The organism is Mixta sp. BE291, assembly GCF_031457955.1.
In the GTDB taxonomy this organism is placed as follows: domain Bacteria; phylum Pseudomonadota; class Gammaproteobacteria; order Enterobacterales; family Enterobacteriaceae; genus Mixta.
In genome coordinates this window covers 383,385-402,620 of the sequence record NZ_JAVDXN010000002.1, presented here as the reverse complement: position 1 = coordinate 402,620, position 19,236 = coordinate 383,385, and the positions used below count along the sequence as shown (strand labels likewise).

Genomic DNA, 19,236 nt, shown 5'->3' with positions numbered 1-19,236 from the left:
AACTTTCCTGGAGGGCTGGAGGCGAAAGCCTTAAGTCTAAACAGCCTGTTAGCGCCACGCCAGCCCTTTCGGTACAGGAACAATTAATATTGGTTAATCAGGCGCTTAACCGTCTCTTTAGCGCCAGCTTGTTGCAGTTGCTGGTAAAAATCGAGCACCTGGGCGTTAAACCGCGCGTTAGCGGGTAAATCATCACCAAACACCTTTTCCAGCGAGAGCAGGGCGGCAACACGCGCTTCGCCTTCGGCGCTTTCGCTGACGCGCTGCGCCAGCGTCTCTTTTAGCGGATCGTTAATTTCAATGACGTTGCCCTGTTCATCAACGCCGCCGACATAGCGCATCCAGCCCGCCACGCCCAACGCCAGCAAATCAAAACGGCTATTGTGCGCCAGATGCCAGCGAATGCTGTCGAGCCAGCGCTGCGGCAGTTTTTGCGTGCCGTCAGAGGCAATTTGCCCGGTGCGGTGCTTGATGGCGCGGTTTTGATAGCGCGCAATCAGCGAATCGGCGTAGGCGACCAGATCCACCTCTGTGGTGCGCAGCGTCGGCGCCTGCTCCGCCAGCATCAGCGTACGGGCGGCGCGCAGGAAATCCGCATCCTCCATACAGTCGCTGATGTGCTGATAACCGGCCAGATAGCCGAGGTAAGCGAGAAAAGAGTGGCTGCCGTTAAGCATTCGCAGCTTCATCTCTTCAAACGGCAGCACATCTTTCACCAGCTCGGCACCCGCTTTTTCCCAGGCAGGGCGGCCGTTAACAAAATTATCTTCAATCACCCACTGGAAAAAGGGTTCGCACTGAACGGCAACCGGATCGTAGCAGCCCAGCGTTTCGCCCAACGTATCCAGCGCTTCCGGGGTCATCGCCGGAACGATGCGATCCACCATCGTGGAAGGGAAGGTCAAATGATGACGAATATAGTCCGCCAGTCCGGCATCCAGCGCTTCCGCCAGCTGTAACACCACATTGCGCGTCACATGGCCGTTTTCCGGCATGTTATCGCAGGACATCACGCTAAAAGGCGGCAGGCCGCGATCGCGGCGGCGCTTAACGGCGGCGATAATCACGCCAGGCAACGAATGCGGCGCATCGGGCGCGGCAATATCGTGCTGAATCGCCGGATGATCAAGATTAAGCTGGCCGCTGGCCGGATGATGGCAATAGCCTTTCTCGGTAACGGTCATGGAAACAATCGCGATATCCGGCTGAGACATGGCCTCAATCACCGCCTCAATGCCATCGGTACGCGCATTCACGGCGGCGGTAATCACGCCCACCACGCGCGACGTTTTCCCGCTATCCGCCATTTCTGTCACGGTATACAGATGATCCTGCTGGCGCAGCAGCGTCACCAAATCGCTGGTGCTGTGCGGATTGATCAGGCATTCGATATATCCCCAGTCGCTCTGCTGCTCACGCGCCAGCCGATCGGCGCATACCGCCTGATGAGCGCGATGAAACGCGCCAAAGCCGATATGCAGCATGCGTGCGCGCAGTCGGGATCGATCGTAATCAGGAACAACAACATCGTCTGCCAGTGTCTCAACGGATAGCATGAGAAAATCCTTGTTACGTCAGAGAAGCGGCGCGCCAGGCGCGCCGGAAGTATTTATACAGAAACAGGTTTGCTGCTGGCCTTCGGGCTTTTTATGACAAACAGCACCAGAAACGCGCCAAGAGCGGCAACCACGCCCGCCAGCACAAAGGCGCTGTCGAATTTGCCGGTATGCTGCACGATAAAGCCGGTAACGATCGGACCGATAATGCCGGAAACGCTACCTATCAGGTGAATAAAGCCGCTCACCCCGCCGACGCGGCTTTTATGCACCACATCCTGAATAATTGCCCAGTAGATAGCGCCGGTGATGTACAAAAAGAAGATCGATACCGACATCAGCAATACCGCAGAGGTTACTCCTTCTACCGTACCGGCCAGCGCCACACAAACGGCAGCAGACAGTAACGCGACCACCAGCACAATTTTTCGTGACAGCAGCAGCCGACCGGTGATATTGAAAATTTTATCGGAGATCCAGCCGCCCAGCGCCAGCCCGACGAAACCCACAATCCACGGGATAACGGTGGTCATGCTCATTGATTTGATGTCGAGGTTGTGCGCCTGCACCAGATAGGCCGGGAACCAGCTCAGGAAGAAGAACAGAATATAGTTGTAACAGAAGAAGGCGAAGGCGGTGACCAGAATAATCGGCTGGCGCAGATAATAGCTCAGCCCGTGTGATGCCTGATCCAACTCCGGCTCGTCGCCCGGCTGCGCCTCTTTTAATTTTTCGATTAAGGCGCGCTCTTCGGCAGAGACACGTTTGCTGCGCGCAGGATTATCAGAGGCGATGAAAAACCAAATCACCATCCAGACGATGCCGATGGAGCAGATAATCACAAACGCCGGACGCCAGCCAAACGCCAGCGCCAGGTAGCCGATAATCGGCCCGGCAACGGCGCCGCCCAGCGGCGAACCGGCGCTTAAAAAGCCCATGGCGGTTGCCGCCTGTTTTTTCGGGAACCAGCCGTTAATCGCCTTGTTCGCGGAGGCGCAGATTGGGCCTTCCGCCATCCCGAACAGCACGCGCAGGATAAGCATTGACCAAAAGCCGGTGGCGACCGCGGTCAGGCCGCAGAACAGCGACCACATGCCGACCGCCACGCCCAACACCAGCGTCGGGCCATATTTGTCGGTCGCCAGCCCGCCAATAAAATTAAACAGGGCGTAGCCAAAGAAGAAGCTGCCGAAAATCAGGCCGAACTGTTCGGCATTCAGCAGTAAATCTTTTTCAATCATCGGTACGGTAAGGGACAGCGCTACGCGATCGAGGTAATTGATCATGTAGACCAGAAACAGCAGAAGTACGATGGTCCAACGCAAGTTCTTGAACATAGTATCTCCGAAATCGTAGGGTAATTATAATAATTAACAGCAGGGCGACGTTGCCGCCCGGCCCTGGTTCAGGTAACAGATAAGATAACTTTGCAGCAGGTACGTGGATCTTTTTCAAACAGGGTCATCGCCTGCTCAACGTCAGCAAGAGGGAAATAGTGCGTGACCAGCTTCTCCGGCTGGATAGCGCCGCGCTCGATCCACTCAATCACCTGCGGAAAACGATGGCTGTTAAGGCGTGACGTGAACAGCGACAGCTCTTTGCTGGTCAGGCTTTGCTGCGTCAGCGTGCATGGCTCGCCCGAGAAGCCAAGCAGCCCAATACGCGCCGCCGGTGAAGCCAGCGCCGCCGCCTCCGCCAGAATCGACGGATGGCAGGCAGCATCGATAATCAGGGTCGGCTGGATGCCTTCCAGCTGCGCCGCCAGCGGCACCTCGCTGTTATTAAACACGGTATCCGCGCCGCTTTGTTGCGCCAGCGCCAGCCGCTCCGGCAGCCGATCCACCACCAGCACCTGCTTCACGCCATAGACGCCTTTCAGCACCTGAATCGCCGTCAGCCCCATCGGGCCTGCGCCATACACCAGCGCGATATCCTGCGCCGTGGGCTTCAGGAACGCGGTGATATTGGCGGCAATGGTAAAGGGCTCAATTAAACTGGCCAGCTTATCGGGCACGCTGTCCGGCACGCGATAAGCGTTAGGCGCTGGCGCAACGGCATACTCGCTGAAGCCGCCGTCGCGATGCACGCCAATGACCTGCAATTCACGACAGACGTTGGGGCGGCCTACCGAGCAGGGGTAGCAATGACCGCAGCTCACCACTGGATCGACCGCGACGCGCTCGCCGATACGTGCGGCATCAACGCCTGCGCCGACGGCGTCGATCACGCCGAAAAATTCATGACCAATCACGCGTGGATAGCGCGCAAACGGGTTGTGGCCGTGCCAGATATGCACGTCTGAGCCGCAAATGCTGGCGTAACGCACTTTCACCCGCACTTCGCCGGCGGCCGGTTCCGGCAACGCGCGCTGTTGCAGTTGTAGCTCGCCAGGTTGTTCAATCACTACGCTTTTCATCATCATGTCCTTATCTCCTTACCAGTTCCATAATGTGCCGTCTTCGAGGCGCGCGACCGGCAGATAGGCCGGTTCATACGGATATTTCGCCGCCAGCTTCTCGTCGAACTCAATGCCCAGGCCCGGTTTCTCACCGGGATGCATATAGCCGTTATCGAATGTCCAGCTATGCGGGAAGACCTCCAGCATCTGCTCGGAATAGCCCATATATTCCTGCACGCCGAAATTCGGTACCCAGAGATCGAAATGCAGCGCCGCCGCCATGCAGATGGGAGAGAGATCGGACGGGCCATGCGAGCCGGTGCGCACCTGATAGAGCGAGGCGAAATCGGCGATGCGGCGCATACCGGTGATGCCGCCCGCGTGGGTAATAGTGGTGCGGATATAGTCGATCAGCTGCTCTTCGATCAGCTGTTTGCAGTCCCAGATGCTGTTAAACACTTCGCCGACGGCGATTGGCGTCACGGTATGCTGGCGGATCAGGCGGAAACACTCCTGGTTTTCCGCAGGCGTTGGATCTTCCATCCAGAACAGGCGGTAATCTTCAATGCGCTTGCCGAAGCGCGCCGCTTCGATCGGCGTCAGGCGGTGATGCATATCATGCAGCAGATGCTCATCGAAGCCAAAGCGCTGGCGTACGGCGTCAAACAGCTTAGGGGTAAAATCGAGGTATTTTTCGCTGGACCATAGCTGTTCTTCCGGCCAGTCACCTTTGGTGGCGGGCTCATAGGCCAGGCCTTTGCCTTTCGCCATGCCGTAAGTGGTTTTCATGCCCGGCACGCCGCACTGTACGCGAATGGCCTTAAAGCCCATCTCTTTGTGACGCGCATAGTCATCCAGCACTTCATCAATACTGTGGCCGGTGGTGTGACAATAAACCATCACGCCGGTGCGCGATGCGCCGCCCAGCAGCTGATAGAGCGGCATATTGGCGGCTTTGGCTTTGATATCCCACAGCGCCATATCCACGGCGGAGATCGCCGACATGGTGACCGGGCCGCGTCGCCAGTAAGCGCCTTTATAGAAAAACTGCCAAATGTCTTCAATCTGATGCGCATCGCGGCCAATCAGTTGCGGGCAGACATGATCTTTTAAATAGGAAGCGACCGGCAGCTCGCGTCCGTTAAGCGTGGCGTCGCCAATGCCGGTAATCCCTTCATCGGTGGTAATTTTCAAAGTGACAAAGTTCCTGCCGGGGCAGGTAACAAAGACTTCCGCGTTAATAATTTTCATTTTTCTGGCCTTAATAGCGACTTCGGATGAGCGAAATTTAAGCTCTGTTGTACTACCATACAAGTAGCAGCGACGGAATGGTCGATCCCGATCACACAGTTTCGTTATCTGCCTGGTTTCGATAGGGCGAAGGCGAGTAATGATTTTAACGCTGCGGCCATGCCTGGCGCGCAGGAGAAAGGACGCAGCCAGCATGACGCTGATGAAGGCGTGACCGTGTCAGGTAACCGCCTGTCTTTAAAGAAAAAATCTTCATCAACAGGCAGAAAAGGGATAAATCAGGCCAGCAGTTCACACTGTGGCGGCAGGCGGCAGGCCAGCGCGCCCGGTATCACCTCAATATGAAACTCGGTGCCGCTCAGCGGTTCGCCATCAAGGTTGAATGTCATCTCATTGGGGGAAGAGATTTTCAACCAGGGCAGCGTGGCGGTAATAATATTCGGGTTCTGTTCATCGCTGGTTAGCGAGTGCAGCAGCGTGGAAAGCAGCTCTTGCGAATTCACGATACTCAGGTTCAGTAAGCCATCGTTGATTAACGCCTGCGGGCATAGCCGCTGACCGCCGCCCGCCTGACGACCGTTACCGATGCCAATCGCCAGCGCGTCGCCGTGCCAGTTGAAATCGGGACCGCTAATCGCGCAGCTATCCGCCTTCAGCGTATCCATGCGCATTAAGCCATGAATAAAGTAGGAGACGCCGCCCAGCGCGGATTTCAGTTTCTCCGGCGTTTCGGTGGTAATGCGCGTACCAAAACCGCCGGTGGCCATATTAATGAAGTAGCGATCCTGATTGACGCGCGCCAAATCAATATTGACCGTTCTGCCAGCAAGCGCCAGCCGCAGCGCCGCCAGCGGATCTTCGGGAATACCGGCGCTGGTGGCGAAATCATTGGCGGTGCCCAGCGGTAAAATACCCAACACCGGACGTAAGGAGGGCGCGACGTTAATCAGGGCGTTCGCTAGCTCGTTAATCGTGCCATCGCCGCCGCCCGCGACCACGGTGGCCGCGCCCAGCGTAATGGCTTCTTGCAGGTAACGCTCACTGTCGCCTGACTCCCAGGTCACCCGGACTTCAATAGGATGACCTTCGGTGCGCAGCGTAGTAATGGCCTCGCGCAGCGCCTCATTGCCCGCACCTTTTCCGTTCAGGATCACCAGTGTCAAAGCCTGTTTTTCCATGCTATTTCCCTTGGCAATATATTGCGCAGTAAGAGTGAAATAAAAGACCGCTGTCAGACTGTTTTTATAGCACAGAAGAGGGGGAAAACCGCATGTCCGGCTGGGCTTTAAGAGCAACACGCAAAGAAAAACCCGCGCGGGGGAGCCGGGCGGGCGAATGAGGTGGTTCCTGGTATAGACTGCCGTTTCTTGTTGCTCGTTTTAGCAAGCGCGATGTTATCGACAAACCGCGCCGGCTAATGTGATCAAATTCTAAAATTTGTTACCGCAGGCAATTAATTTGCGCGGACGGCGTTGATTTCGGCATGCGGATCGCGCGTGGTAGTGCCGTTAAGGTTACGCATCAACAGCGCAAAACGCAGATCCAGCGCTTCCGGCACCGGCAGCCAGACAAGATGACCATTGCCCGGCGCCACCTCAACCGGCTGACCTTTACTGTTTTCCAGCGCCGTCAGCGTAAAGTGCAGGTTACCGGCGGGGGTCATCAGCTCCAGACTGTCGCCAAGCGAGAACTTGTTTTTCACATCCACCTGCGCCAGCTCGCCGCGCCGTTCGCCGGTAAACTCGCCGACAAACTGCTGGCGCTCGGAAATCGAATAGCCGTAATCGTAATTTTGATAACTGTCATGCGTATGGCGGCGCAGGAAGCCTTCGGTGTAGCCACGGTGCGCCAGGCCTTCCAGCGTCGTTAGCAGCGAGGGATCGAACGGCTTGCCAGCGGCGGCGTCATCGATGGCGCGACGATAGACCTGCGCGGTGCGCGCGCAATAGTAAAACGATTTGGTGCGTCCTTCGATCTTCAGCGAATGCACGCCCATGCGCGTCAGGCGTTCGACGTGCGCCACGGCACGCAGATCTTTGGAGTTCATGATATAGGTGCCGTGCTCATCCTCAAACGCGGTCATATATTCGCCGGGACGCATTGCCTCTTCGATCATAAACACTTTATCGGTGGGCTGACCGGCACCCAGCGTTGGCGTCACATCCTGCACCGGAATCGGCTCATATTGATGCACAATATTGCCGATCTCATCCTCTTTTCCTTCCTGCACCTTGTATTCCCAGCGGCAGGCGTTGGTGCAGGTGCCCTGATTGGGATCGCGTTTATTGATGTAGCCGGAAAGCAGACAGCGTCCGGAATAGGCCATGCAGAGCGCGCCGTGGACAAAAATCTCCAGCTCCATCTCCGGCACCTGCTGACGGATCTCGTCAATCTCCTCCAGCGACAGCTCGCGTGAGAGGATCACGCGCGACAGCCCCATCTGCTGCCAGAATTTCACCGTTGCCCAGTTCACCGCATTGGCCTGCACCGACAGATGGATTGGCATAGAGGGAAACGCCTCGCGCACCATCATGATCAGGCCCGGATCGGACATAATCAGCGCGTCCGGCTGCATATCGATGACCGGCTGGAGATCGCGGATAAAGGTTTTCAGTTTGGCGTTATGCGGCGCGATATTCACCACCACATAAAACTTTTTGCCCAGCGCATGCGCTTCCTGAATACCCAGCGCCAGGTTCTGATGGTTAAATTCATTGTTACGCACGCGCAGGCTGTAGCGTGGCTGACCGGCGTACACCGCATCTGCGCCATAGGCGAAGGCGTAGCGCATATTTTTCAGCGTACCGGCCGGGGAGAGGAGTTCCGGTTTAAACATAATTGTCTCAGTCTGATGTCAGGTCAGATATTGCGGACGGGCACAGCGCGAATGCTGGCCCGTTAAAAGGTGAGAAATTCTAAACGGCTGACCCGACGATGTAAATTGCGCTAGATCAAGCGACACGCATCCGCTTCCCAGCGGTAACCCATGCCGTAGACCGCGCGAATAAATGGCTGATCGGCATCCAGCGCCTCCAGCTTGCGCCGCAGATTTTTAATATGGCTGTCGATGGTGCGATCGGTCACCACGCGGTAATCGTCATAGAGATGGTTCAGCAGCTGCTCGCGCGAAAAGACTTTGCCCGGCTCCTGCGCCAGCGTTTTCAGCAGGCGAAACTCCGCGGGCGTCAGGTCCAGCGCTTTGCCCGCCCAGCTGGCCTGAAAACGCGCCTCATCCACCCGCAGCAGCGAAGCGGACTCAGTTTCTTCCGGACTGCGCTGGCAGCGGCGCAGAATGGTTTTCACGCGCGCCACCACTTCACGCGGGCTGAAAGGCTTACAGATATAATCATCTGCGCCAATCTCCAGCCCCAGCAGCCGGTCGATCTCTTCAATTTTGGCGGTGACCATCACAATCGGCAGATCGGAAAAGCGGCGCAGCTCACGGCAGACGGAAAGGCCATCCAACCCCGGCAGCATCAGATCCAGCAGCACCAGATCCGGCGGCGTGTGTTTCACAAAAGCCACCGCTTCGTCGCCGCGCGCCAGGTGCTGGGTGCGGTAGTTGGCCGCTTGTAAATAATCAATCATCAGCTGAGCGATTTTCGGCTCATCTTCCACGATCAGGATAAGGGGCATAGTAAATTCAGTCATGGCTGGCTATTCAGGCGTTATCGTGCGGTAATTCTACTCTGATTTGCAGCCCACCTAAATCAGAGTGATCGGCTGACATCATCCCGCCATGCGCTTCGACAATATTTCGACATATCGCCAGACCCAGTCCCGAGCCGCCGCTGGCGCGATTGCGCGAGCCTTCGGTGCGATAAAAACGTTCGAAAATTTGTTCACGCTGCGCGTCAGCGACGCCTGGCGCGGAATCATCAAGCAGCAGCAGCCAGCGGTCCCCCTGGGTTTGCAGCGCGATCTTTACCGTTCCGCCCGCATCGGTATAGCGCAGGCTGTTTTCCAGCAGATTAGTAAACAGCTGAATCAACCGATCGGGATCGCCAAAAAAGGGCGCCTGCTCCACCAGCGCCAGCTGTAGCGTCAGGCCGTGGCTGGCGTAACGGGCATGGAAGTTACCGGCCACCAGCTCCAGCAGCGCGGCAAGATCGGTCGGGCTTTTGCGATAGGCGAGGGCGCCCTCATCCGACAGCGACAGCTGATGCAAATCATCAACCAGCTTGGTGAGCGTGGCGACCTCCATCAGCAGCGAACTGACCGCCTCGGGCGTCAGCTTACGCACGCCATCCTGCATCGCTTCCAGCTCGCCGCGCAAAATCGCCAGCGGCGTGCGCAGTTCGTGGGAAATATCCGCCATAAACGCGCGACGCATGCTTTCGTTTTTTTCCAGCGAACTGGCGAGGCGGTTAAAATCCTGCGCCAGCCGTCCCAGCTCATCCTGGCTGCTTACCGCCACCCGGCTGGTGAAATGGCCCGCCGCCAGCTGATGCGTGCCCGCCACCAGTCGCTTCACCGGAGCCAGCAGCCCGCGCGACATCAGCCAGGTTGCCGTTGCCGCCAGCAGCGTCGACAGCGCCACGATCAGCCAGCTGGTGCGCCGCTGCTGCTGATCGAAGTTAATGTCGGCGCTGCGCGTCAGGCGCTCCGGCGGTGAACCGATCACCCAGCCAACAACATGACCGCTGTCGGTGGTAATGGCACGGCGGATCCCTTCTTGCGGCACCGGCGCGTGCGGGCCGATCAACACACGGTAGCGCTGATCGATAATCCAAAACTGCGTGCGCCAGCCGTGCGGCGGCAGATTATTATTGGTATCGGGATTTTGTTCCAGCGAGCGCAAAATCGAGAACACCAGCCGATTATTATTACGAATAAATTCCCAGTTGCCGTGCTGCTGATACTGATCCGCCAACGCCTCGCTCAGCAGCGTCAAACGCTGTTCATTGCCGCGCTTGATGTAATCAATAAAACCATGCTCAAAGCTGAGGCGCACGCCCCAGTGCATGGTAATTAATATCAGCATGCAGGTAGAAAATATGGCGCAAAACAGCTTTGCGCTGATGCCAAAACGCAGTTTACCCATTAACGCGACGATCTCCCGCGGCTCAGCGCCGCATTCTTGCTTGATGCTTTTGGCACGCGCCAGAAAACCAGCGCCGGTAGCGCGATCACCAGCGCCACGCACAGCCAGGTATAGATAAAGGTTTCATGCGCCATTTCACTGTCGATGGCGGCATGATGACCAAACGCGCCCAGCAGCAGGCCAGCAATGGTGACGCCAATACTCATCGCCAGCTGCATAATCATCGACAGCAGGCTGTTGCCGCTGGAAGCGAGGTTATCCGGCAGCTCTTTAAGCGTCAGCGTATTCATCGAAGAGAAGCGAATGGCGTTCACCATGCCCTGGAAAAACAGTACAATCGGCAGCGCCCAGATCCAGCCCATCAGCGCCACCAGTGGGAACAGCGCCACCACCAGCGCCAGCGCCAGGGTAGAGCCGACCAGCACATGGCGATAGCCAAAGCGGTTAACGATCTGCACCACGATGCGCTTCATGCCCATGTTGCCCAGCACCATCGGGATCATCATCAGGCCCGCGTGAAACGGGCTAAAGCCCAGCCCCAGCTGTAAAAACAGCGGCGTCAGAAACGGCAGCATGCCGCTGCCGATGCGTCCGGTCAGGCTACCGATCAGGCCGATAGAATAAGTGCGGTTGTCGAACAGCTTCAGGCTGAACAGCGCATTATCGTTTGCTCGCGCGTGCATCAGGTAAAACAGCAGCGAGAACACGCCCGCCAGGATCAGCAGCCCCAGCGTCAGCGCTGAATTGCCGGAGCCGTGCTGACCGTCCAGCGCCAGCGTCAACGTCGCCATGCCCGCCGCCAGCAGCAGAAAACCGGAGAAATCAAAGCGCCGCGTCTGCATCGAATAGTTAGGCATCAGCATCATGGTCGCCAGCGCGCCGAGAATGCCCACCGGCAGATTAATCAGGAAAATCCAGTGCCAGCTGGCATATTCCACCAGCACGCCGCCCAGCGCCGGGCCGACCAGCGGGCCAATTTGCCCCGGCAGCGTAACAAAGGTCATCGCCGCCATATATTGCTCACGCGGCACGATTTTCATTACCGTCAAACGGCCCACCGGCACCAGCATCGCGCCGCCGAAGCCTTGCAGCACTCGCGCCAGCACCAGCTGATTCAGCGTGCCCGCCAGCGCGCAAAACAGCGAGCCCAGACTAAACAGCACGATAGCGGCAAAAAAGATATTGCGGACGCCAAAGCGATCCGCCAGCCAGCCGCTGAGCGGCAGCGTCACCGCCACCGTCAGCACATAAGAGACCACCACGGAATGCATCTGTAGCGGATCGACACCCAAATCACGCGCCATCGCGGGCAGGGCGGTGTTAACGATGGTGGTATCCAGCGTCTGCATAAAAAAGCCAATGGCAACGATCCAGAGTTGCCAGCGTACTGATGCAGATTGCGCATTCTTCATGGTTCGCCTCTGTTATGCATTAAGCCCGGCAGCCGCTAACCCGCGACCGCCAGCGGTTTTCTCCGTCGGCGCAGCTTGTCCATATAGAGATAGACCACCGGCGTGGTATAGAGCGTTAACAGTTGGCTCATCACCAAACCGCCGACAATGGTAATCCCCAGCGGCTGCCGCAGCTCTGCGCCGTCGCCGCTGGTCAGCACCAGCGGCAGCGCGCCCAGCAGGGCGGCCAGCGTGGTCATCAGGATCGGACGAAAACGCAGCAGCGCGGCCTGAAAAATCGCCTCGCGCGCGCTGAGATCGCCGTTCCGCTGCGCCTCCAACGCGAAGTCCACCATCATGATAGCGTTCTTTTTCACGATGCCGATCAGCAGCATAATGCCGATCAGCGCAATCAGGCTGAAAGGCGCGCCGAACAGCTCCAGCGCCAGCAGCGCGCCCACGCCCGCCGAGGGCAGGGTAGAGAGAATAGTCAGCGGATGCACATAGCTCTCATACAGCATGCCCAACACAATATAGACCGTGGCGATCGCCGCAACGATCAGCCACAGCTGGCTGTTTTGCGTCTCTTTAAACACCTGAGCCGTACCGGCAAAGCTGCCGCGCACGCTGGAAGGCACGCCCAGCGCCGTGATGGTGCGCTCAATCGCTTCTGATGCCTGCGACAGGGAAACCCCTTCCGGCAGGTTAAAGGCGATGGTGGAGGCCGCCGACAAGCCCTGATGATTGACCGATAGCGGCGCGTTAGCGGGCTGCCAGCGGGCAAACCACGATAGCGGAATCGGCTTACCGTCGCTGTTCACCAAAAACATCTGGTCAAGCGCGCTGATATCCTGGGTATAGCGCGGATCCACTTCCATCACCACTTTGTACTGATTAAGCGGCTGATAAATGGTAGAGATCTGCCGCTGACCGAAGGCGTTATTCAGCAGCGCGTTGGCGTCGGCGACATCGATGCCGAGCCGCGCCATGCTTTGCCGATCGTAGGTCAGCGCCATCTCTGCGCCGTTGTCCTGCTGATCCGAATTGACGTCGGCCAATTCCGGCAGTTTGCTGAACGCGGCGCGAATTTTCGGCTCCCAGTTGCGCAGGTCGCTTAAATTATCTGACAGCAGCGTGTACTGATAACTGGCGTTGGCCTCGCGGCCGCCGACGCGAATATCCTGTACCGGCATCAGAAACAGGCTGGCGCCCGGCTCTTTCGCCAGCTTCACGCGCAGCCGGGCGATCACCTGCTGGGCGCTTTCGCTGCGCTCAGAGAGCGGCTTCAGGGCGATAAACATAAAGCCGCTGTTGGTACGCGAACCGCCGGTAAAGCCGGTGACGTTATCGATCGCCGGATCCTGACGGATAATTCGCATAAAGTCAGCCAGCTTGCCGCGCATCGCCTGGAAAGAGATGCTCTGATCGGCCGTGATAAAGCCCATCAGGCGACCGGTGTCCTGCTCGGGGAAAAAGGTTTTTGGAATGGTGATATAGAGGTAAATCGTCAGGCCGATAGTCGCCAGCAGCACCATCAGCGTCCAGCGCGCGCGCGCCAGCACCCAGTGCAGCGAACGGCCATAGCCGCGCTGCAAACCCAGCAGCAGCCGGTTAAAACCGCGCGTACGCGGCTGGCGGCCAGGACGCTCCGCCTTTAACAACCAGGCGCACATCATCGGCGTCAGGGTAATCGAGATCACCAGCGAAATCATAATCGCCACCGACAGCGTGACGGCAAATTCACGGAACAGCCGTCCCACCAGCCCGCCCATCAGCAGCAGCGGAATAAACACCGCCACCAGCGAGACGCTCATCGACAGCACGGTAAAGCCCACTTCGCGCACGCCCTGCAACGCCGCCTGTAGCGGTTTCATGCCCGCTTCGATATGGCGGGCGATGTTTTCCAGCACCACAATGGCATCGTCCACCACAAAGCCGGTGGCGATGGTGAGCGCCATCAGCGACAGATTATTCAGGCTGAATCCGCACAGATACATGGCGGCAAAGGTGCCAATCAGCGAAACCGGCACCGCCACCGCCGGGATCAGCGTGGCGCGCCCGGAACGCAGAAACAGAAACACCACCAGAATCACCAGCGCCACGGCAATCACCAGCGATTGCTCCACCTCTGCCAGCGAGGCACGGATGGTGGGCGAGCGATCCTGCGCCACCGCCAGGTTAACGGCGGCAGGGATAATGCTATGCAGTTCCGGCAGTTCGGCGCGAATGCGATCCACGGTCTCAATGATGTTGGCGTCAGCCGTTTTGCGGATCACCAGCAGCACCGCCGGTTTGGCGTTGGTCATCCCGGCGTTGCGCACATCCTGTACCGAATCGGTAACCGTGGCGACATCCGCCAGACGCACCGCCGCGCCGTTGTTGTAGTGCACGATCAGCGGCTGATATTCCGCCGCGGTTTTCAGCTCATCGTTGGTTCTGATCTGCCAGCGCTGACCGTCGCCCTCCACCGCGCCCTGCGGACGGCGCACGTTGGCGTTGGCGATCGCCTGACGTACCGCATCCAGCGAGACGCCCTGATTAAACAGCGCCTGCGGATTGAGCTGCACCCGTACCGCTGGCAGCGAACTGCCGCCGACGGTGACATCGCCAACCCCGGCAATTTGCGCCAGTTTCTGCGCCAGCTGGGTGGAGGCGTAATCGTAGAGCTGGCCTGGCGACCAGTCATCGGAGGTGAGCGTCATAATCATGATCGGCGCATCGGACGGGTTCGCCTTGCGCCAGCTGGGACGGCTCGGCATGCCGCTGGGCAGCAGGCTTTGCGCGGCGTTAATCGCCGCCTGCACATCACGCGCCGCGCCGTTGATATCACGATCGTAATCGAACACCATAATAATGCGCGTACTGCCCAGCGAACTGCTGGAGGTCATTTCGCTGACGCCTGCGATGCGCCCCAGCGAGCGCTCCAGCGGCGTGGCGACCGACGACGCCATGGTTTCCGGCGAGGCGCCCGGCAGCGAGGCGCTAATCATAATCACCGGAAAATCAACCTGCGGCAGCGGGGCGACCGGCAGTAGACGAAAGCCAAGAATGCCGACCAGCGCAATCGCCAGCGTTAACAGACAGGTTGCCACCGGACGATAGATAAACAGCGCAAAAAACTTCACGACTGCGCCTCCCCACGCCGGAAACGTCGACGCGTGTAGTGCGCCAGACGATCAAACAGCAGGTAGATCACCGGTGTGGTAAACAGCGTCAGGATCTGACTGAGAATCAGCCCGCCCACCATCGCAATGCCCAGCGGACGGCGCAGCTCCGCGCCCACGCCGGTACTCAGCATCAGCGGCAGCGCGCCCAGCAGCGCCGCCAGCGTGGTCATCAGAATCGGCCGGAAGCGCAGCAGGCAGGCCTGATAGATCGCCTCATAAGGCGTTTTGCCCTGTTCACGCTCGGCGGCAAGGGCGAAATCGATCATCATGATGGCGTTTTTCTTCACGATACCGATCAGCAGAATGATGCCGATAATGGCGATCACGTCCAGCTCATGGCCGCCGATCATCAGCGCCAGCAGCGCGCCGACGCCCGCGGTAGGCAGTGTAGAAAGAATGGTGATCGGATGGATAAAGCTCTCATACAGCACGCCCAGCACGATATACATCGCCACAATGGCGGCGACAATCAGCCACACCGTGCTGCCCAGCGCCGCCTGGAACGCCAGCGTACTGCCCTGGAAGCGGGTCATGATATCTGACGGCATCGCCAGGTCTTGCTCCGCCGCGCCGATCGCCTCCACCGCTTCGCCCAGCGAATAACCGTCGTTGAGATTGAACGAGAAGGTGGTGGAAGGGAACTGATCGAGATGGTTAATCGTCAGCGCGCCATGCTGCTGTTGCACCTGAGCCAGGGTGCTGAGCGGCACCGCGCCGCCGTCGCTGGTGGCGATACGGATGTCGTTCAGCGCCGCCAGACCGGGTGACTGACGAGTATCCTGCTCCAGCACCACGCGATACTGGTTGGCCTGAGTATAAATGGTGGAAATCAGCCGCTGGCCGAAAGCGTTGTACAGCGCATTATCAATATCGCTGATGCTCACCCCAAGGCGGCTGGCGCTGTCGCGGTCGACTTTAATAAAGGCTTCCAGCCCTTTGTCCTGCCAGTCGCTGCTGACATCTTTCAGCTGCGGCAGCGTGCGCAGACGCGCCAGCAACTGCGGCACCCACTCGCTCAGCGCCTCCAGCGAGCCGGTTTGCAGGGTAAACTGATACTGCGTGCGGCTCAGCTGGGTATCGATGGTTAAGTCCTGCACCGGCTGTAGCCACAGCGTCACGCCCGGCACGCGCGCTACCGCGCTTTGCAGGCGCTCCACCACCGCCGGAATACGATCGTCGCGCTCATCCAGCGGCTTGAGGTTAATCTGCACGCGGGCGCTGTTGAGCGCTGGATTGGTGCCATCAACGCCGACAAACGAGGTGACGCTCTGCACTGCCGGATCGCGCTCAATAATCGAGGCGACGTCGCGCGTCCGCTGCGCCATGCTGGCGTACGAGACGCTTTGCGGCGCCTGTAACGTGCCCTGAATAATGCCGTTATCCTGCAACGGGAAGAACCCTTTCGGGATCAGCACCCACAGCAGCAGCGTCAGCACCAGCGTGCCCAGCGCCACGCCCAGCGTCAGCCAGGGGTGGTTAAGCACGCGGGTAAGCACGCGGCCGTAAAAAGCGATGATCCGCTCAAACATCGCTTCGCTGGCGCGGGAAAAACGGTTCTGACGACGCAGCGATTCGGCGCTGAGCATGCGGGCGCACATCATCGGCGTCAGCGTCAGCGAGACAATGGCGGAGATCAAAATGGCTACCGCCAGCGTGACGGCAAATTCACGGAACAGGCGGCCGACAATATCGCCCATAAACAGCAGCGGGATCAGCACCGCGATCAGCGAGAAGGTCAGGGAGATAATGGTAAAACCGATCTCTCCGGCACCCTTCAACGTCGCCGCCAGCGGCTTTTCGCCCTGTTCGATATAGCGCGAAATGTTCTCGATCACCACAATGGCATCGTCCACCACAAAACCGGTGGCGATGGTAAGCGCCATCAGCGTCAGGTTATTGATCGAGAAGCCAAGCAGATAGAGCACCGCAAAGGTGCCAATCAACGAGAGCGGCACCGCGACCGCCGGAATAATGGTGGCGGGGACGTTGCGCAGAAACAGGTAGATAATCATCACCACCAGCGCCAGCGCCAGCAGCAGCTCCAGCTGCACATCATGCACCGAGGCGCGGATATTGGTGGTGCGGTCGGAAAGCAGCTTAACCTCAACCGATTTCGGCAGCGAGGCGGTCAGCTCCGGCAGCAGGCTGCGGATATTATCGGCGGTGGCGATGATGTTCGCTCCCGGCTGCCGCTGAACGTTCAACACAATCGCCTGCTGACGATTCGCCCATGCGCCGAGCCAGCTGTTTTCCGCGCCCTGTTCCACGGTGGCGACATCGCCCAGCCGCACCGGCGCGTTATTGCTGTAAGCGACAATCAGCTGACGATAATCTTCCGCCGACTGCATCTGGTCATTGGCCGAGAGCGTAATTGAGCGCTCCGGCCCGTCGAGGCTGCCTTTCGCCGAGTTAACGTTGGCGCTGGCGATGGCGGTACGCACCGTTTCGCTATCAAGACCGAGCGCTGCCAGCGCCTGCGCATTCATTTTCACGCGCACCGCCGGACGCTGTCCGCCCGACAGCGTTACCAGGCCGACGCCGCCCACCTGCGAGATTTTCTGCGCGATGCGGGTTTCCACCATATCCTGCACCTGGGTCATCGGCATACTGGTGGTGGTGACCGCCAGCGTCATAATCGGCGGATCGGCGGGATTGACCTTGCTGTAAACCGGCGGGTTGGGCAGATCGTTCGGCAGCAGGTTGGTGGCGGAGTTAATCGCCGCCTGCACTTCCTGCTCGGCGACATCCAGCGGCAGCGTCAGCTGAAACTGCAACGTAACCACCGATGCGCCGCCTGAGCTTTGCGATGACATCTGTTGCAGCCCGGACATCCGCCCGAACTGGCGCTCCAGCGGCGCGGTGATCGCCGAAGTCACCACATCGGGGCTGGCGCCGGGGTAGAGCGTCACCACCTGAATGGTGGGGTAATCCACTTCCGGCAGCGCGGAAACCGGTAAAAAGCGATAGCCAAGAATACCGGCCAGCAGAATCGCCACCATCAACAGCGTGGTAGCGACCGGACGCAGAATAAAGTGGCGGGAAGGACCGCCGGTGGCGTTAGGAGGTAAAACCTGCATCAGGCGCGATCTCCTTTAGCGCGCGCGCCTTTTTCCGCCTGAGGCGCGTTATCGTTGGCCTGCGGCGTGGACTGCGGCGCGACCACTTCCACCTGCGCGCCTTCGGTCAGGCGATCCAGCCCGTCGGTAACCACGCGATCGCCCGCATCCAGCCCGGCGCTAATCACGACTTTTTCGCTATCCTGCAGGCCTGGCTTAACGTTTTTCTTGCTGACTTTGTTGTCGCTGTTCACTACCCAGACAAAATTACCTTCGCTGCCCATCTGTAACGCCGCGACCGGGATCACCACCGCATCATGCAGCGTGTTCACCTTTAAGCGCGCATTGACAAACTGATTAGGGAACAGTTGATCGTCCTGGTTACTGAAACGCGCCTTCAGCTTGATGGTGCCGGTAGTGGCATCGATCTGGTTATCCAGACTAAGCAGCTCGCCCTGGGTCAGCAACGTGCTGTTGCTGCGATCCCAGGCTTCCACCAGCAGCGGCTGGCCCGCTTTCTGCGCCTGTAAAATCGCCTGAATGCTGTTTTCCGGCAGGCTAAACAGCACATCGATCGGATGGGTTTGCGTCAGCACCACCAGGCCGGTGGTATCGCCGCTGGAAATATAGTTGCCGATATCGACCTGCTTCAGGCCGACGCGCCCGGCGATGGGCGCGGTAATGCGGCTGTAGGTCAGATTAAGCTCGGCGCTGGCGACGCTGGCTTCATCCGCCTTGATGGTGCCCTGGGTTTCACTCACCAGCGCGCGCTGATTATCCAGCTCCTGCTGCGACACCAGATGGGTCTGCGCCAGTTTTTGATAGCGCGCCAGATCGCGCTGGGCGTTTGCCAGCGTCGCCTTATCACGCGCCAGCTGCCCCTGTGCCTGCGCCAGCGCCACCTGATAAGGACGCGGATCGATCTCCGCCAGCAGCTGGCCCGCCTCGACCTGCTGCCCTTCCTGAAAATGCAGCGCCATCAGCTGACCGTCAACGCGGCTGCGTACCGTCACCGTATTGGCGGCGGTAACCGTGCCCAGGCCAGAAAAGTATTGCGGTACGCTTTGCGTCTGCGCGGTGGCGGCCTGTACCGGCGCCATCGGCATGTTACGTCGTCCACCCTTGCCGCGCGGCGGCTGCTGTGAGGCGTTGGTTTTGGCGTTGCTGTCGCTGCCGCCTTTGGGCCAGAAATAGTAACCGGCCACGGCGACCAGCACGAGAAGGATCAATAACAGAATTTTTTTAGAAGTAGGGCGTGAAGCATTCATTGCTGTTTATTGCTCTCCGGCAGTGTCATCAAGGGTTCCAGACGGGCTGGCAAGGGCGCACCCGTAAAGTTAACCAGTGTAATTATCCAATAGGATAAAAAAATG

Annotated in this window: 12 protein-coding genes; all 12 read right to left on the bottom strand. The window is 58.8% G+C overall.

All coding sequences use genetic code 11. The features are described 5' to 3' along the window. Nucleotides 1-83: 83 nt before the first annotated feature. Nucleotides 84-1,556 (bottom strand): mannitol dehydrogenase family protein, encoded by a 1,473-nt coding sequence (locus J2X14_RS06970; RefSeq protein WP_352410490.1) that lies wholly within the window; start codon nucleotides 1,554-1,556, stop codon nucleotides 84-86. Between the two features lie 53 nt (nucleotides 1,557-1,609). Continuing rightward, a complete protein-coding gene (locus tag J2X14_RS06965) occupies nucleotides 1,610-2,893 on the bottom strand; it encodes an MFS transporter (RefSeq protein ID WP_352410489.1) in 1,284 nt (427 codons plus the stop codon). Between the two features lie 68 nt (nucleotides 2,894-2,961). Continuing rightward, on the bottom strand, nucleotides 2,962-3,972 hold the full coding sequence (locus J2X14_RS06960; RefSeq protein WP_352410622.1) for a Zn-dependent oxidoreductase: 1,011 nt from the start codon (nucleotides 3,970-3,972) through the stop codon (nucleotides 2,962-2,964). A gap of 18 nt (nucleotides 3,973-3,990) precedes the next feature. Further along, nucleotides 3,991-5,205, bottom strand: coding sequence for a D-mannonate dehydratase ManD (gene manD / locus J2X14_RS06955; RefSeq protein ID WP_352410488.1), 1,215 nt, complete (start codon nucleotides 5,203-5,205; stop codon nucleotides 3,991-3,993). 278 nt (nucleotides 5,206-5,483) lie between these two features. Next, nucleotides 5,484-6,383 carry a lipid kinase YegS gene (gene yegS, locus J2X14_RS06950; RefSeq protein WP_352410487.1) on the bottom strand — a complete coding sequence of 300 codons (900 nt, stop codon included), beginning with the start codon at nucleotides 6,381-6,383 and terminating at the stop codon, nucleotides 5,484-5,486. A 275-nt stretch (nucleotides 6,384-6,658) separates the two neighbouring features. Next, nucleotides 6,659-8,041 (bottom strand): prephenate-dependent tRNA uridine(34) hydroxylase TrhP, encoded by a 1,383-nt coding sequence (gene trhP, locus J2X14_RS06945; protein WP_352410486.1) that lies wholly within the window; start codon nucleotides 8,039-8,041, stop codon nucleotides 6,659-6,661. A 110-nt stretch (nucleotides 8,042-8,151) separates the two neighbouring features. Continuing rightward, a complete protein-coding gene (gene baeR, locus J2X14_RS06940; protein ID WP_352410485.1) occupies nucleotides 8,152-8,856 on the bottom strand; it encodes an envelope stress response regulator BaeR in 705 nt (234 codons plus the stop codon). Nucleotides 8,857-8,866: 10 nt separating this feature from the next. Then, on the bottom strand, nucleotides 8,867-10,249 hold the full coding sequence (baeS, locus tag J2X14_RS06935; RefSeq protein ID WP_352410484.1) for an envelope stress sensor histidine kinase BaeS: 1,383 nt from the start codon (nucleotides 10,247-10,249) through the stop codon (nucleotides 8,867-8,869). Continuing rightward, nucleotides 10,249-11,661, bottom strand: coding sequence for a multidrug transporter subunit MdtD (mdtD, locus tag J2X14_RS06930; protein ID WP_352410483.1), 1,413 nt, complete (start codon nucleotides 11,659-11,661; stop codon nucleotides 10,249-10,251). Before mdtD ends, baeS begins: the two co-directional genes overlap by 1 nt. 35 nt (nucleotides 11,662-11,696) lie before the next feature. Further along, a complete protein-coding gene (mdtC, locus tag J2X14_RS06925) occupies nucleotides 11,697-14,765 on the bottom strand; it encodes a multidrug efflux RND transporter permease subunit MdtC (RefSeq protein WP_352410482.1) in 3,069 nt (1,022 codons plus the stop codon). Then, nucleotides 14,762-17,884: an MdtB/MuxB family multidrug efflux RND transporter permease subunit gene (locus tag J2X14_RS06920; RefSeq protein ID WP_352410481.1), complete on the bottom strand. Its 3,123-nt coding sequence runs from the start codon at nucleotides 17,882-17,884 to the stop codon at nucleotides 14,762-14,764. Before J2X14_RS06920 ends, mdtC begins: the two co-directional genes overlap by 4 nt. Further along, nucleotides 17,884-19,131 (bottom strand): MdtA/MuxA family multidrug efflux RND transporter periplasmic adaptor subunit, encoded by a 1,248-nt coding sequence (locus J2X14_RS06915; RefSeq protein WP_352410480.1) that lies wholly within the window; start codon nucleotides 19,129-19,131, stop codon nucleotides 17,884-17,886. The genes J2X14_RS06920 and J2X14_RS06915 overlap by 1 nt, the downstream gene beginning before the upstream one ends. Between the last annotated feature and the right edge of the window lie 105 nt (nucleotides 19,132-19,236).